Annotated in this window: 16 protein-coding genes and 1 tRNA gene; 9 read left to right on the forward strand and 8 right to left on the reverse strand. The window is 67.3% G+C overall.

What is annotated here, in order from left to right; all coding sequences use genetic code 11:
• Positions 1-62 precede the first annotated feature (62 nt).
• The 6 genes from serA to C0V74_RS11980 all read left to right on the forward strand — a co-directional run bounded on the left by serA (position 63) and on the right by C0V74_RS11980 (position 6,055).
• Positions 63-1,649 carry a phosphoglycerate dehydrogenase gene (gene serA, locus C0V74_RS11955; RefSeq protein WP_143251963.1) on the forward strand — a complete coding sequence of 529 codons (1,587 nt, stop codon included), beginning with the start codon at positions 63-65 and terminating at the stop codon, positions 1,647-1,649.
• Between the two features lie 33 nt (positions 1,650-1,682).
• A complete protein-coding gene (locus tag C0V74_RS11960) occupies positions 1,683-2,792 on the forward strand; it encodes an ATP phosphoribosyltransferase regulatory subunit (RefSeq protein ID WP_143251965.1) in 1,110 nt (369 codons plus the stop codon).
• Between the two features lie 33 nt (positions 2,793-2,825).
• On the forward strand, positions 2,826-4,115 hold the full coding sequence (locus C0V74_RS11965) for an adenylosuccinate synthase (RefSeq protein ID WP_131624850.1): 1,290 nt from the start codon (positions 2,826-2,828) through the stop codon (positions 4,113-4,115).
• A gap of 210 nt (positions 4,116-4,325) precedes the next feature.
• A complete protein-coding gene (locus tag C0V74_RS11970) occupies positions 4,326-5,186 on the forward strand; it encodes a MarR family transcriptional regulator (RefSeq protein ID WP_143251966.1) in 861 nt (286 codons plus the stop codon).
• A 78-nt stretch (positions 5,187-5,264) separates the two neighbouring features.
• A complete protein-coding gene (locus C0V74_RS11975) occupies positions 5,265-5,573 on the forward strand; it encodes a hypothetical protein (RefSeq protein ID WP_246844882.1) in 309 nt (102 codons plus the stop codon).
• A gap of 8 nt (positions 5,574-5,581) precedes the next feature.
• Entirely contained in the window at positions 5,582-6,055 is a 474-nt protein-coding gene (locus tag C0V74_RS11980) for a response regulator (protein ID WP_349236011.1), read from the forward strand.
• On the opposite strand, the gene C0V74_RS11985 is transcribed toward C0V74_RS11980, so the two are convergent.
• From C0V74_RS11985 to argH, 4 genes are all read right to left on the reverse strand, one after another.
• Entirely contained in the window at positions 6,052-6,825 is a 774-nt protein-coding gene (locus tag C0V74_RS11985) for an NAD(P)-dependent oxidoreductase (RefSeq protein WP_143251969.1), read from the reverse strand. The genes C0V74_RS11980 and C0V74_RS11985 overlap by 4 nt on opposite strands.
• Positions 6,816-8,075 carry a diaminopimelate decarboxylase gene (gene lysA, locus C0V74_RS11990; protein ID WP_143251971.1) on the reverse strand — a complete coding sequence of 420 codons (1,260 nt, stop codon included), beginning with the start codon at positions 8,073-8,075 and terminating at the stop codon, positions 6,816-6,818. Before lysA ends, C0V74_RS11985 begins: the two co-directional genes overlap by 10 nt.
• Positions 8,076-8,149: 74 nt before the next feature.
• Complete coding sequence (locus C0V74_RS11995; protein WP_143251972.1) at positions 8,150-8,386, reverse strand: hypothetical protein; 237 nt, start codon at positions 8,384-8,386, stop codon at positions 8,150-8,152.
• The gene (argH, locus tag C0V74_RS12000; protein WP_143252297.1) at positions 8,383-9,762 is read right to left on the reverse strand and encodes an argininosuccinate lyase; all 1,380 of its coding nucleotides are present in this window, start codon (positions 9,760-9,762) and stop codon (positions 8,383-8,385) included. Before argH ends, C0V74_RS11995 begins: the two co-directional genes overlap by 4 nt.
• Here argH and C0V74_RS12005 point away from each other — a divergent pair.
• Positions 9,761-10,339, forward strand: coding sequence for a TlpA disulfide reductase family protein (locus C0V74_RS12005; protein ID WP_131624856.1), 579 nt, complete (start codon positions 9,761-9,763; stop codon positions 10,337-10,339). The two genes, argH and C0V74_RS12005, sit on opposite strands and share 2 nt — an antisense overlap.
• A gap of 2 nt (positions 10,340-10,341) precedes the next feature.
• Here C0V74_RS12005 and C0V74_RS12010 read toward each other — a convergent pair.
• A tRNA-Val gene (locus tag C0V74_RS12010) sits at positions 10,342-10,417 on the reverse strand.
• A 66-nt stretch (positions 10,418-10,483) separates the two neighbouring features.
• Between C0V74_RS12010 and C0V74_RS12015 the strand changes: the two genes are divergently transcribed.
• Positions 10,484-11,458 (forward strand): asparaginase, encoded by a 975-nt coding sequence (locus tag C0V74_RS12015; protein ID WP_143251973.1) that lies wholly within the window; start codon positions 10,484-10,486, stop codon positions 11,456-11,458.
• Between the two features lie 14 nt (positions 11,459-11,472).
• Here C0V74_RS12015 and C0V74_RS12020 read toward each other — a convergent pair whose 3' ends face one another.
• Genes C0V74_RS12020 through fmt form a run of 3 tightly spaced genes read right to left on the reverse strand, consistent with a single transcriptional unit; the run spans position 11,473 to position 14,293 of the window.
• Complete coding sequence (locus C0V74_RS12020; protein WP_143252298.1) at positions 11,473-12,585, reverse strand: zinc-binding dehydrogenase; 1,113 nt, start codon at positions 12,583-12,585, stop codon at positions 11,473-11,475.
• Positions 12,586-12,641: 56 nt separating this feature from the next.
• Positions 12,642-13,391, reverse strand: coding sequence for a tRNA pseudouridine(38-40) synthase TruA (gene truA / locus C0V74_RS12025; protein ID WP_143251974.1), 750 nt, complete (start codon positions 13,389-13,391; stop codon positions 12,642-12,644).
• Positions 13,388-14,293, reverse strand: coding sequence for a methionyl-tRNA formyltransferase (fmt, locus tag C0V74_RS12030; RefSeq protein ID WP_143251975.1), 906 nt, complete (start codon positions 14,291-14,293; stop codon positions 13,388-13,390). Before fmt ends, truA begins: the two co-directional genes overlap by 4 nt.
• Before the next feature lie 53 nt (positions 14,294-14,346).
• On the opposite strand from fmt, the gene recR reads away from it, so the two are divergent.
• Positions 14,347-14,943 carry a recombination mediator RecR gene (gene recR, locus C0V74_RS12035; RefSeq protein ID WP_143251976.1) on the forward strand — a complete coding sequence of 199 codons (597 nt, stop codon included), beginning with the start codon at positions 14,347-14,349 and terminating at the stop codon, positions 14,941-14,943.
• The last annotated feature ends 29 nt before the right edge of the window (positions 14,944-14,972 follow it).

Here is a 14,972-nt window from a genome sequence, read left to right on the forward strand (position 1 = left end):
GCCGCAACACCCGGCACCTTTGCACAAGATCCCCGCTTTCGCCGGGATGACGAGGTAACAAGATGACCACCAAGCCCAAAGTCCTCATCTCCGACAAGATGGACCCCAACGCCGCGCGTATTTTCCAGGAACGCGGGTGCGACGTGGACGTGATCACCGGCGAGACGCCCGAAGAACTCGAGGCGCGTATCGGCGAATACCATGGTCTTGCGATCCGCAGTTCGACCAAGGTGACCAAGGAAATCCTCGACGCCGCGACCAACCTGAAGGTGATTGGCCGCGCCGGCATCGGGGTCGACAACGTCGATGTGCCCCACGCCTCGTCCAAGGGCATCGTGGTGATGAACACGCCGTTCGGCAATTCGATCACCACCGCCGAACACGCCATCGCGCTGATGTTCGCGCTGGCGCGACAGATTCCCGAAGCCAACGCGCGCACCCAGGCGGGCGAGTGGCCCAAGAACGGGTTCATGGGTGTCGAGGTCACCGGCAAGACGCTGGGCCTGATCGGCGCCGGCAACATCGGCTCGATCGTCGCGAGCCGTGCGATCGGACTGCGCATGAAGGTGGTCGCGTACGATCCGTTCCTGACCGAAGACCGCGCGGTGGAACTCGGCATCGAAAAGGTCGATCTGGAAACGCTGCTCACCCGGGCGGACTTCATCACGTTGCACACGCCGATGACCGATCAGACCCGCAACATCCTCTCGCGCGAACGGCTCGAGAAGACCAAGCCGGGCGTGCGCATCATCAACTGCGCGCGCGGCGGGTTGATCGACGAGGCTGCGCTCAAGGACGGCCTGGAAAGCGGGCACATCGCCGGCGCCGCGCTGGACGTATTCGCGGTGGAGCCGGCCAAGGAGTCGCCGTTGTTCGGCGCGCCCAACTTCATCTGCACGCCGCACCTCGGCGCATCGACCAACGAAGCGCAAGTCAACGTCGCGTTGCAGGTGGCTGAGCAGATGGCCGATTTCCTGGTCAACGGCGGCGTCACCAACGCGCTGAACATGCCGAGCCTGTCGGCCCAGGAGGCGCCCAAGCTGCGCCCGTACATGAAGCTGGCGGAGAACCTTGGCAGCCTGGTGGGCCAGCTGGCGCACGGCAATCTGACGCAGATCTCGATCGAGCGCGAAGGGGCAGCCGCCAGCCTGTCGGGCAAGCCGATCGAGGGCGCGGTGCTTGCCGGGTTGATGCGGCAGTATTCGGACACGGTGAACATGGTCAACGCGCCGTTCCTCGCGCGTGAGCGCGGGCTGGACGTCCGCAGCGTGCGGCACGAGCGCGAAGGCCCTTACAACACGTTGGTCCGCGTCACGGTGGCGACCAGCCAGGGCGACCGCTCGGTCGCAGGCACCTTGTTCGGCACGGACACGCCGCGACTGGTGGAGATATTCGGCATCGGCGTGGAGGCCGAACTGGCGGGCCACATGCTGTATATCGTCAACGAGGACGCGCCCGGCTTCATCGGCCGGATCGGCACGCTGCTTGGCGAAAGCGGGATCAACATCGGCACCTTCAATCTCGGACGCCGCGACGCGGGCGGGGAGGCGGTGCTGTTGCTGAGCGTCGACCAGCCGATCACGCGCGAGATCATCGCCCGCGCCAGCCAGCTGGAAGGCGTGAAGACCGTCATGGCGCTGGAGTTCTGACGCGGCTAGGGCGCCCAGCATGACGGACCAGGCATGACCGACCCCACCGCCGACTTGCTGCCGATCGGACTCGAGGACCGGCTGCCCGCTGCCGCACGCGCGCTGACGCGGGCGCGGCGGGCGGTGCTCGATGCGATGGACATCCATGGCTATGACCGGGTGATCCCGCCGCTGGTCGAATTCGAAACCTCGCTCGCCACCCGGATGAACGGTGTCGCCACCCGGCGGATGTTCCGCTTCGTCGATCCCGCTTCGCTGCGCACGCTGGCGCTGCGCAGCGACCTGACGGTCCAGGTGGGCCGGATCGCCGCCACCAGCCTGGCGGGTGCGCCGCGCCCATTGCGGTTGTGCTACGCCGGAGAGGTCGCGACGATCACCAGCGACCAGCTCGATCCCGCCCGCCAGCGGCTCCAGCTTGGCGCCGAGTTGATCGGCAGCGACAGCGCCGCGGCGGCGGGTGAAGTGGTGGCGTTGGCGGTGGAGGCTCTCACCGCGGCGGGCGCGGCGCGGGTGTCGGTCGATTTCACGTTACCCGACCTGGTCGACACGCTGGCCGCCACGGCGCTGCCGCTGGCCGCCGATCGTATCGACGCGGTCCGGCGCGAACTGGACGGCAAGGATGCAGGCGCGCTGAGAGATGTTGGCGGAGAGGCGTATCTTCCGTTGCTTTACGCAGCCGGCCCGTTCGAGCAGGCGCTGGAGCGCTTGGCGGCGATCGACGCCGGCGGAGCGTTGACGAGCCGCATCGCGGGTCTGCGCCAGATCGCGGCGCGGGTCGGGGATCGCGCCCGGCTGACGCTCGACCCGACCGAGCGTCATGGCTTTGAATACCAGAGCTGGTTCGGTTTCACGCTTTATGCCGAAGGCGTCCGCGGCACTCTGGGGCGGGGCGGAACCTACAGCATCGGCGGCACCAACGAGCCGGCGACCGGGTTCACGCTCTACATCGATCCGCTGGTCGACGCGCTGGGCGAGGCTCCCGCGCACGACATGCTCTATTTGCCGCCCGGCCATGACCCCGAGATCGCCAGCCGATTGCGCGCGATCGGCTGGCGGACCCTGGCGGCGCTGAGTGACGGCGACGACCCCGCAGCACTCGGCTGCTCGCACAAGCTGGTTGGCAGCGACCCCCAAACTCTCTAGCGCCCCCGCGCCGCTCGAAAGGATACCTGTACATTGGCCAACGTCACCGTGATCGGCGCCCAGTGGGGCGACGAGGGCAAGGGCAAGATAGTCGACTGGCTCGCCAGCCGGGCCGACGCGGTTGTGCGCTTTCAGGGCGGGCACAACGCGGGCCATACGCTGGTGGTCGGCGACACGACCTACAAGCTGAGCCTGCTGCCGAGCGGCATCGTCACCGGCACGCTATCGATCATCGGCAACGGCGTGGTGCTCGATCCATGGCACCTGCGAGATGAGATCGCCAAGCTGGAAGGGCAGGGGGTGTCGATCACTCCCGACAACTTCGCCATCGCCGACAATTGCCCGCTGATCCTGCCGCTGCACCGTGACCTCGATGGCCTTCGCGAAACGGCGGCGGGCACCGGCAAGATCGGCACCACCGGGCGCGGCATCGGTCCTGCCTACGAGGACAAGGTGGGCCGCCGGGCGATCCGCGTCTGCGATCTGGCCCACCTCGATGCGCTTGAACCGCAGCTTGACCGCCTGTGCGCGCACCATGATGCTCTGCGCGCCGGGTTCGACCAGCCGCCGGTCGACCGCGAGGAACTGCTCGGCCAGCTGCGCGAAATCGCGCCGTCGGTGCTGCAATATGCGCAGCCAGTGTGGAAGCGACTGAAGAAGGTGCGCAAGGCAGGCGCCAAGATCCTGTTCGAGGGTGCGCAGGGCGTGCTGCTCGACGTCGATCATGGCACGTACCCGTTCGTGACCAGCTCCAACACCGTCAGCGGCACCGCAGCCGCCGGCTCGGGCCTGGGGCCGAATGCCACCGGCTTTGTGCTGGGGATCGTCAAGGCCTACACCACCCGCGTGGGCAGCGGCCCGTTCCCGACCGAGTTGGACGACGCCACCGGCCAGCAGCTGGGCGAGCGCGGGCACGAATTCGGCACCGTCACCGGTCGCAAGCGGCGCTGCGGCTGGTTCGACGCGGTGCTGGTGCGTCAGTCTTGCGCCATCAGCGGGGTCACCGGCATCGCGTTGACCAAGCTGGATGTGCTCGACGGGTTTGAGACGGTGAAAATCTGCACCGGATACCGTCTGCGCGGCAAGATCCTCGATTACCTGCCCAGCCATGCGGCGGATCAGGCCGCGGTCGAGCCGATCTATGAGGAAATGGACGGCTGGCAGCAGACCACCGCCGGCGCGCGCAGCTTTGGCGACTTGCCTGCCCAGGCAATTAAGTACGTGCAGCGGGTGCAGGAACTGATCGAAACACCCGTGGCGTTGATTTCCACCAGCCCGGAACGCGACGATACCATCCTGGTGCGCGATCCGTTCGACGACTGAGCGCCGATTTCTCAATCGACCTTGGCAATCGTCAGGATATGGCTCCGATTCTGAGCCGTTTTCCTGTTCGGAGTGCTGTGCAAAGCGGCGCAATTGAGTAACAGTACGTATATGCCAGCGCAGGACTTCTCGTATCCATCACAAGATGGTGGAAGCGTTCACTCCGTTCCCATATCCATCCTTGCCGATGATCCGGCAACGCGCCGGCAATTGTGCAGCGACGCGGAAATCGCCGGTTTCTATCCGGTATCCGGGGCGAGCCTCGTCGATGCGCTGTACGAACCGCATCAAGCCCTTGCGAACTGCGTGCTGCTGCACTGCGAAGAACTGGGTCCGCTCGATTGCGCGGCGCTGCTCGACCTCGATCGGCGGATGCACGAAACCGGCACCGCCGTCATCGCTTCGGTTGTTCCGGCAGCTCTCGACGACGTGTTTGCCTGTATCGATCAGCCGCATCCGGAAATTCTGGTGGCTCCCTCCCGGGGCGATCGGCTGGTGGCGCTCGGCCGAGTGATGGCGAGCCGGACGAGCAATCGGGTGCGGGAAGGTGCGGCGAGCGAGGACGTGCTGCGCCAGCTTACCGAGCAGGTGGGCCAGCTTGCCGCGCAACTTGATCGGCTGACGGGCGGTGAGCGGCCAGTGTTCCGGCTTGAATCGCCGACCGACGGTTTCCGCGGGGCGGACGAGGCGGAGCGGCGGCTGATCCGCAGCCCCCGCCCGCCGCTGCCTGATCCGCGGCTGATACGGCGGATCATCGCCCAGCGCCGGGCACGCGACAAGTTCTTCGGTTCGGACCTGTTCGCGGACCCGGCATGGGATATTCTGCTCGATCTCACCGCCGCGCGGGCGGAACACACCCGGGTGTCCGTCACCAGCCTGTGCATCGCCAGCGGGGTGCCACCCACCACCGCGCTGCGCTGGATCAGCCAGATGATCGAGGCGGGGCTGCTGGAGCGGATCGAGAACGAAAGCGATCGCCGCCGCGCCTTCATCCTGTTGTCCGACAAGGCGGCCGAGGCGATGGCGCGCTATTTCGCTGAGCTGGGCAAGGACGGCAAACTGCTGGTCTGACGCACGATTCCGGGCGTCGTTGAAACTTCGGCAACCAATTCGCTTTAGGGTCATGCCAGTCGCAAGGGGCCTGGCACTTTGATCGAAGTCGAAATCCAGAACGAAACGCACCAGTCGCACCACCGCATCCGATTTGCCGCGGTCCCGCGGATCGGCGAAGGCATCCGCCTGCGCGAACCGGATGGCTGCTGGGCCAGCTATGACATCCTCGATCTGTGGTATCAGAAAGCGGAATACGGCGACGTCTGGGTGCCGTACCTCCACGTCTGCATGACCCCGATCGAAAAGGCGAATGTCGCCCCGGCGCAAGCACCGCTCGGCGACACGATGCACGAGCAGGAGCGCCCGGTGTTCGGTGAAGAGGAGTTCGTGTCATTCACGGTCTGATCAAGCGCTTGAACGGCGCCCCGGGCGCCGTCCCGCCGCGGGCCGACATCCCACGGCCGCCCCAGCCGCCGGCGCCAGTCGCCGTCGAACCGGCGCCCGCCGCTCCCCCGCGCAGTCAGCGCATCTGCCTGCTGGTCGATGATTCGCGGATGATCCGCAAGATCGCCCGCCGCATTGTCGAATCCATCGGCTATGCCGTGGTCGAGGCAGAGAACGGGGAGGAAGGGCTCGCGCGTTGCCGCGCGGCGATGCCGGACCTGGTCATCACCGACTGGAACATGCCGGTGATGAGCGGGATCGAATTCGTGACCGCCCTGCGCGCAATTCCGTCTGCGAACCCGCCCAAGGTCGTCTTCTGCACCACCAATTCCGGTGCCCGGGACATCCACAAGGGCATCGCAGCCGGGGCCGACGAATACGTGATCAAGCCGTTCGACGAAGCAGCGTTGCTCACCCGCCTCCAATCGGTCGGAGCGGCCTAGGAAGGCGGCCGCAGCCGCAGGACGACGGTCAGCCCCGGGACGGTACCCGCCGGGTTGCGGATCGCGTCCGCCCGGGCGCGAACGACGATCGCTTCGGGCACGTCGCTGTCATATACGATCGCATCAGCTTCACCGAGCAGACGGGCCTGGCGCAAGGTCAGGTCGTCGGCATCCTCGCTCGTCAGATCGATCTCCACCATCGCCGCTGGCGGGGCATCGCCAGGCGTTTCTAGCCACTGAGGCACCCGTTCCGCCGCTCGGTGGTCAAGCGGGTCAAGCGGACCGCCGCGCGTCAGCGCCCGGTCCAATGCGCGGCGGCGCTCTCCAGCATCCGGCCAGCGGTGGCGCAGGCGTTCACGCGCGGCCTGTAACGCCTCGGCCAACTGCCCCAGCGTGGGCGGCAAAAGTCCTTCCAGCCGCAGCCGCAACTGTTTGGCGAGCCCGGCGGATGCGCCGGCCGTTCCGACCGCGATGACCACCGGTCCGCGCTCCAGCAGACTGGGCGTGGTGAAATCGCACAGTTCCGGGCGGTCGGCGGCGTTGACCAGCAAACCTTTCGCCCGCAGGCGAAGCGCCGCGGCGCGGGCCGCAGCCGCGTCGTCGATCGCAATGAACGCCAGGCGGGCGTGATGCGCCTCGTTTTCGCCGCAGCAGATCCCTCCGGCGCGCGAGACCAACTGGCGCTTTGCCTCGGCTGCGGGTCCGTCGCCGAGTACCACCACCCGCTGGCCGGCGATCCGGTGAAACAGCGGCAGCGCGCTCAGAGCCATTCGGGCACCCGCTCGGCCGCCATGATGGCGGCCGGGTCAATCCGGTCGGCCACGACCGCGAACCGGTCACCGTCCACCAGCACCTCGGGCACGAAGCCGCGGCTGTTGTAGCTGGACGCCATGGTCGCGCCGTAAGCCCCGGCGGTGCGAAACACTGCCAGATCGCCGGGGCCAAGTGCGTCGGTGTCGCGGTCCATCGCGAAGGTGTCGCCGGTCTCGCAGATCGGGCCCACGATGTGCGCGGTGAAGCGTTCGCCGGTGGGCTCCACCGCATCGAAGTCGTGCCACGCCCCGTACATCGCCGGACGTGCGAGGTCGTTCATCGCGGCGTCGACCACCACAAACGGCGGGCCGTTGCCGCTGCGCTTGGCGCGAATCACGCGGGTCAGCAGCACGCCCGCGTTACCCGCAATCACCCGGCCAGGCTCGAAAGAGAGGCGCACGTTCCAGCCGCTGGTAACGCGCGCGACCATCGCGCCGTATTCGGCGGGCGAGGGGGCGACCTCTCCCTTGCGGTACGGCACGCCCAGCCCGCCGCCGAGATCGGCGTGCGTGACCGTGCAGCCGCGCGCCCGGAGTTCGGCAATAAGGGTGCCGAGCTTTTCGTACGCGGTTTCCAGCGGGTCGAGGCTTAGGAGCTGGCTGCCGATGTGCACCGCCACCCCGCGCATCTCCAGCCCCGGCAACCCCGCCAGTGCCGCGTAGATCTCGCTCGCGCGGTCGAGCGGAACGCCGAACTTGTTCTCGCGCTTGCCGGTGGAGATTTTCTCGTGCGTGCGCGCGTCGACATCCGGGTTGACGCGCAGTGCGCACGGCACAGTCTGCCCGCGCTGCTGCGCGATCTGCGCAAGCTCGCGCCCTTCTTCCTCGGACTCGAGGTTGAACTGGCCGATGCCTGCATCCAGCCCCTGGCTCAGTTCGCTGCGCGTCTTGCCGACCCCTGAAAACACGATTTCAGCCGCCGGGATGCCCGCCGCCAGCGCGCGGGTCAGTTCTCCGCCCGAAACGACATCGGCGCCGAAACCTTCGCCGGCCAGAACCTTGAGCACCGCCAGGTTGGGGTTGGCCTTCACCGCGAAGGCGATGTGCGGATCGTCGAGCCCGGCCAGCGCTTCGCGAAACACCCGGGCGTGCCGCGTCAGGGTCGCGCGCGAATAGACGTAGACCGGAGTGCCCACCGCCTCGGCGATCCGGGAAAGCGGCACGTCTTCGGCGTGAAGGACGCCGTTGCGGAGTTGAAAATGATCCATGCGGCGCTGCGTCTAGCGGCGGGCAGGGCGGCGCGTCGAGCAAGCGATGCTTGGTGCCCTGTTATTGCCGGATGTTATTCCGGCGGAAGGTCGAAGGGATCGTCCTCGCGCACTTCGGATCGCTTGCGCAGCTCGACCGAGCGAACGGGCGCTGCCAGCGGATCGAGTTCGAGCAGCTTGTCGGTGTCGGGGCGCACGTCGGCACCGTATGCCGCGGGCGGCAAGGCATGACCTGCCACCGGCTTGAGTTCCGCCTTCTGGCCGCAAGCGGCGAGCAGGACCGTGACGGACAGGGCGAACAAACGCTTCATGATGGCTCCATGCCCAGCGCTTCGCGCGCCGCTGCGACTTGCTCCCATACCCGCACAGGCGCCGTCCCGCCATAGCTGGCGCGCGCGGCCACCGACGCATCGACCGACAGTGCGGCAAAAACCCGTTCGTCGATCCGGTCATCGACCGCGCGCAGTTCATCGAGCGACAGCGCGTCGAGTGCGATCTGCTTGCTTTCGGCCAGCTTCACCGCCGCGCCGGTGATGTGGTGCGCCTCGCGGAACGGGATGTCTGCTTCGCGCACCAGCCAGTCGGCCAGATCGGTCGCGGTGGCATAGCCGAGCTCGGCCGCTGCGCGCATGCGATCGGTGCGGAATTCGCTATCGGCGATCATCCCGCTCATCGCGGCGATCGACAGCGCCAGCAGCCCGTGCGCTTCGAACACCGGCGGCTTATCGTCCTGCATGTCCTTTGAATAGGCGAGCGGGAGCCCTTTCATGGTCACCATCAGGCTGGTCAGGCTGCCGACGATCCGACCCGCATGGCCGCGCACCAGCTCGGCGGCGTCGGGGTTCTTTTTCTGCGGCATGATGCTGCTGCCGGTGGACAGCGCATCGGGCAGGCGCACGAAGCCGAACGGCTGGCTCGCCCACAAGATAAGCTCTTCGGCCAGGCGCGACAGGTGCAACGCGCACTGCGCTGCCGCAGTCAGGTAATCGAGCGCGAAGTCCCGGTCGGACACCGCGTCCAGGCTGTTGGCGGTGGGCCGCGCGAACCCCAGCGCACTTGCGGTGGCATCGCGGTCGATGGCGAAGCCGGTCCCCGCCAGCGCGGCGCTGCCCAGCGGGCATTCGTCTGCCCGCGCGATGGCATCGGCGAACCGGCTGCGATCGCGGCGGATCATTTCGTAATAGGCGAGCAAGTGGTGGCCCAGGGTCACCGGCTGGGCAGCCTGCAGGTGAGTGAAGCCCGGCATGACGCTGTCCGCGTGCTCGCCGGCGCGGGTGACCAGCGCGCGCTGCAGGTCGGCCAGCCCGGCGTCCACCTGCCGCGCGGCATCACGCACCCACAGCCGGAAATCGGTCGCCACCTGATCGTTGCGGCTGCGCGCGGTGTGCAAGCGCCCGGCGGCGGGGCCGATCAGTTCAGCCAGCCGGCTTTCGGTCGCCATGTGAATATCTTCAAGGTCGAGATCCTCGGGGACGCCGTTCGCTGCATACTCGGCAGCGATGCGGTCGAGTCCGTCGGCAATCGTGGTCGCGTCAGCATTCGAGACAATCCCCTGCGCCCCCAGCATCGCGACATGCGCTTTCGACGCGGCGATATCCTGCCGCCACAAGGCCTTGTCGAAGGGGATCGAGGCGTTGATTTCGCGCATGATCGCGCTAGGCCCCTCGGCGAAGCGCCCGCCCCACATGGAGTTCGTCGTGTCGTTCCGACTGTCGCTCACACTCGTTCTCGCCGCTGCGCTGGTGGCCGGTTGCAGTAGGCAAGAGCCCGCCGAGCCGCAAGCAGCGGCGGCGCAGGGTAGCCTCGCCGGAAAGATCGACCGCAGTCACTCCGGCAATCTCATGCCGGCGGTGGCGCTCACGCATCCCGACGGCGAGACGCTGAACACCGGCGCGCTGGCGGGCCAGCCGGTGTTGCTCAACCTGTGGGCGACGTGGTGTGCGCCCTGCGTGGAAGAGATGCCGACCCTCGATGCGCTGGCGGGCGAGTACGCCGGCAAGCTTCGGGTGCTGACGGCGAGCCAGGATCTGGAGGGTGCCGCGAAAGTGTCCCCGTTCTTCGCAGAGCACAATTACGAGCACCTCGAACCCTGGCTGGACCGCGAGACCCGACTCAGCTTCGAACTTGGCGGAGAGGGCCAGCTTCCGACCACAGTGCTGTATGACGCCAGCGGGCAGGAAGTGGCGCGGGTGGTCGGCGGGTTCGACTGGCAGAGCCCTGAGGCCAAGGCGCTCGTCGACGAGGCGATCTCGCCCGCAGGCTAGCGTGGTGGGCGATGACGGGCTCGAACCGCCGACATCCTCCGTGTAAAGGAGGCGCTCTACCAACTGAGCTAATCGCCCCACGCGACCGCGGGCGCTTCTAGCGGGTTGGCGGGGCGGGTCAATCGGCGCTAGGGCGCCGGCGCGATGAACCAGCCACGTATCCGCATACTCGCCACCGGGGGCACCATCGCTGGAAGCGCGGGCTCCGCCATCGAGCGGGGTTATCGGGCGGGTGAAGTCGAAGTCGTTGAACTCATAAAAGCGGCCAATGAGTTGGGCCTGGCGCGCGTGTTGGACGGCAGTCAAGTCTCGGCAATCGGTTCGCAGGATATCGGCTGGCAGCAGTGGAATGTTCTGTATCAAAGCATCGCGTCCGAGATGGACAACCGACGGCTGGATGGCTTCGTGATCACGCACGGCACCGATACGGCTGAGGAAACGGCGTTCCTTCTCGACCTCGCACTCGCTCCCAAGAAGCCGGTAGTGCTGGTCGGTGCGATGCGACCTGCCGACGCGGTCGGCAGCGACGGGATGCGAAACCTGGCCAACGCCGTTCGGGTGGCGAGCGATCCGGGCGCCGCTGGACGCGGAGTGTTAGTCGTGATGAGCGACCAGGTCTTCGCCGCAATTGACGTGCGCAAGGCGGCGACCTCTGGGGCGGAGGCGTTTCGGGGCTTTCCGCGAGGGCCTATCGCCAATGTGACGCCGACCTCGCTCGATTGGTTCGGGCCGGCCGACCGCGCTAGGCGAGGCGCTCAGTTCGAATGGCCCGCAGCGCTGCCTAGGGTGCCGATCCTTTATGCCTACGCGGGGATGGACGACGCCGACGTCGCCTGCATGCTGGCGGGTGCAAGGGGCGTCGTTCTGGCGGGAATGGGCCAGGGCAATGCGCCGGCGACGGTGCTCGAAGCGCTGGCGCGGGCGGGCGTGCCGGTAGTGCGTTCAACGCGGGTGGATCAGGGTTCGGTCGACCGCAACCTGGAGGTGGATGACGATGCGTTCGGCTTCGTCGCTGCCCGGGGTCTCGGTCCGGCGAAGGCGCGCATCCTGTTGCAGATGCTGCTGGCGAACGGGGTCACCGACCCCGCCGCCATGCAGTCCGCATTCGACCGCCGCTAGACAGTCGCCCTCGGTCAGCCCCAGGGGGTGACCAGGTACTTCTCGCCGGTCTTCATCTGGCGGTAATCGATCGCCGCTTCCTTCTCGACCATCTGTTCGAGGGTCACCTTCGTCTTGTAGCTGCTGGCGAAGGTGGAGGTGAGGCCGGCGAGCACGCGCTGGCGCATCCGGGTCATAGTCTCGACCCCGGCCTGTGCCAGGAAGGGCGTCAGCAGCCAGCCCGACAGCGTCCATCCGAAACCGTAGCTGGGGGTCAGGATCGTCGGCCCGGTGTCCAGCCGGCCATAGATGAACATCCGCTTCTGCTGGTTCGAGCCGTAGCGATTGTAGGTGGTCATCTTGTTTACCGCGACCCGTTCCATCGCCTTGAAGCACGCATCCACCGTGGTTCCGCCGCCGATGGGATCGAAGCCATAGAACGCATCGGTCGCGTCGATTGCTTCCATCAGCTTGGCCATGAAGTCCCCGTCGGAAGAGTTCACCACCCACTTCGCGCCCAGGTCGCGCAGGATCTGTTCCTGTTCCGGCTTGCGGACGATGTTGACCAGTTCCATGCCGTCTTCCTGGCAAATCTTGACCAGCATCTGCCCGAGATTGGAGGCGGCCGCGGCGTGGACGATCGCCTTCTGTCCATCCATCTTCGCGTTCTCGACAAAGCCCAGGGCGGTCATCGGATTGACGAAGGCGCTTGCACCCTGTTCGGCGGTGAGGTCGCCCAGTGGCAGGCACATGGCGGCATCGGCAAGCGCATATTGCGAATAGGCGCTGCCCGGCACGCAAGCGACCCGCTGGCCCATCAGCGCTTTCGCCATCTCGCTGTCGCCGGTCGCGACCACCGTTCCCGCGCCTTCGTTGCCGACGGGAAGGCGTTGATCGTGGCGCCCTTTCATCGCGGAATGAAACGGCTGGGGCATCGTCGCGACCAGCTTGCCCGCGCTGTATTCACCGGTCTCGAGATCCGCCTGGCCCAGCAGCAGCGCAAGGTCGCTGGGGTTGATGGGGGCGGCCTCCATTTTGACCAGCACTTGGTTGCCGGTGGGATCAGCGAACTGGGTTTCCGCGACCTCGACGGTCAGCTTGCCGTCGGCGGAGAGGGTGGTGAACAACTGCTTGCCGGTGGTGGTCATATCGTAGTCTCCCGTTGTCATTTGCAACCTTCGCTACCCGCGGCAGCGTGCGCTGGCTAGCCCTCGCCGGGATAGAGCGCGCGGACGAAATACAGCCCGTGCGGCGGGGCGTTGAGGCCAAGCTGCTGGCGATCGCGGGCGGCAAGCGCCGCGGCGACCCGCTCCGCGGGCCAGCGGCCCATGCCGACCAGCGCCAGGCAGCCGACCATCGAGCGAACCTGATGGTGAAGGAAACTGCGCGCGGCCGCTTCGATCAGCACTGCATCCCCCTCCCGGTGCACGGCGAGGTGGTCCAGCGTCTTCACCGGGCTTGCGGCCTGGCACTGGACCGAGCGGAAGGTGGTGAAGTCGTGCCGTCCCACCAGCGCCTGTGCTGCGGCATGCATCGCCTGTGCATCAAGCTCGGGCGCGATCTGCCACGCACGGCCCCGGTCCACAGTCAGCGGCGCGCGGCGATTGACGATGCGGTACCGGTACTTTCGCCCCACGCACGAAAAGCGCGCGTGCCAGTCGTCTGGCACCACTTCACACGCCACCACCGCCACGGGATCGGGACGAAGGTGCGCGTTCAATGCCTCCATCAACCGGAACGGGCCGATGTCCTTGGCGACATCCACGTGCGCTCGCATCGCCAGCGCATGGACCCCGGTATCGGTGCGACCGGCGGCGTGAAGCGTCACCTGCTCCCCCGTGACCGCCAGCACGGCATCCTCGACCGCGGCCTGCACGCTCGGCGCGTTCGCTTGCCGCTGCAAGCCGGCGAAAGGTTCGCCGTCGAATTCAAGCGTCAGCGCGAAACGGGTCACCTCACCAGGGTTCCTGCCGGGATCGGCTTGCCGCGCAAAAACGCCTCGACCTCCATCGCGGGCTTGCCGGCGCGCTGGATCCGCAGCGGGCGCAGCGCGGCATAGCCGCACGCGACCGTCAACTGGTCATCGAGGGTGAGTCCCGGCTTGCCTTCGCGCGCGAGCACCTGCGCTTTCAATACCTTGATCCGTTCGCCGTCCAGTTCGAACCAGGCCCCGGGGAAGGGGGCGAGGCCGCGGACCTGGCGCTCGATGCCCTCGGCGTTGCCCGACCAGTCGATCCGCGCCTCCGCCTTGTCGATCTTGGGCGCATGAGTCGCTTCGGCATCGTTCTGCGGGACCGGAGCAAGCTGCACGAGATCGGCGAGCGTGTTGACCATCAGCTGCGCACCGATTTCGGCCAGTTCCTCGGTCAGTTCGCCGGCGGTCTTGTCCTCGATCGCGGTACGCGCGACCGCGAGCATCGGTCCGGTGTCGAGCCCGGCTTCCATCTGCATGATGGTGATGCCGGTCGCCGCGTCGCCGGCCATGATCGCCCGCTGGATCGGCGCGGCGCCGCGCCACTTGGGCAGCAGGCTCGCGTGTACGTTGAGGCAGCCTTGCCGCGGCGCATCGAGAATGGGTTGCGGCAGGATCAGGCCATACGCGGCAACGACCGCTATGTCGGCGCGCAGCGCGGCGAATTCGGCTTGCGCTTCTGCATTGCGCAGCGAGGTGGGGGCTCGCACCTCGATGCCACGCGCTTCCGCCTCGCGTTGCACGGCGCTCGGGTTCAGCTTTTTGCCCCGGCCAGCCGGGCGGGGTGGCTGGGTATAGGCGGCGACCACCTCGTGCCCCGCTTCGCATAGCGCGACCAGCGTCGGCACCGCGAAGGCCGGCGTTCCCATGAAGACGATGCGCATAAGCGGGGCCGGATACCTTTCGTAAGGGGCGGGCAGGCCCTATCTTCCGCCCCATGGCATCGCAAGAGATCGACACGCTCGCGCAGGCGTTGGCCCGGCTGCCGGGGCTCGGCCCGCGTTCCGCCCGGCGCGCAGTGCTGTGGCTGGTCAAGCGACGAGAAACCGCGCTGCGCCAACTCGTCGCCGCGCTTGCCGAGGTGCAGGAACGGCTGGTCGAGTGCGAAACGTGCGGCAACGTCGATACGCAGGACCCGTGCGGCGTGTGCTCGGATTCGCGGCGTGATCCGCGCAGCCTGTGCGTGGTGGAGGATGTCGCGGACCTGTGGGCGCTGGATCGGTCGCGGCTATTCACTGGGCGCTATCATGTGCTGGGCGGACGGCTGTCGGCCCTGGACGGGGTGGGGCCGGAGGATCTCACCATCGGGCGCTTGATCGACCGCGTCGCCAAAGGGGGGATCGACGAGGTCGTCCTGGCGATGAACGCGACGCTGGAGGGGCAGACCACCGCACACTACATCGCCGAGCGGATCGACGGGTATCCAGTGCGGATCACCCAGTTGGCCCACGGCCTGCCGGTCGGCGGCGAGCTCGACTACCTTGACGAAGGGACGCTGGCGCAAGCGCTACGGGCGCGCCGGCCAATGGGCTGAGTGCGCCGCTGATCACTTGCCGTTCAGCC

The organism is Altererythrobacter sp. TH136 (assembly GCF_007065885.1).
GTDB lineage: Bacteria > Pseudomonadota > Alphaproteobacteria > Sphingomonadales > Sphingomonadaceae > Tsuneonella.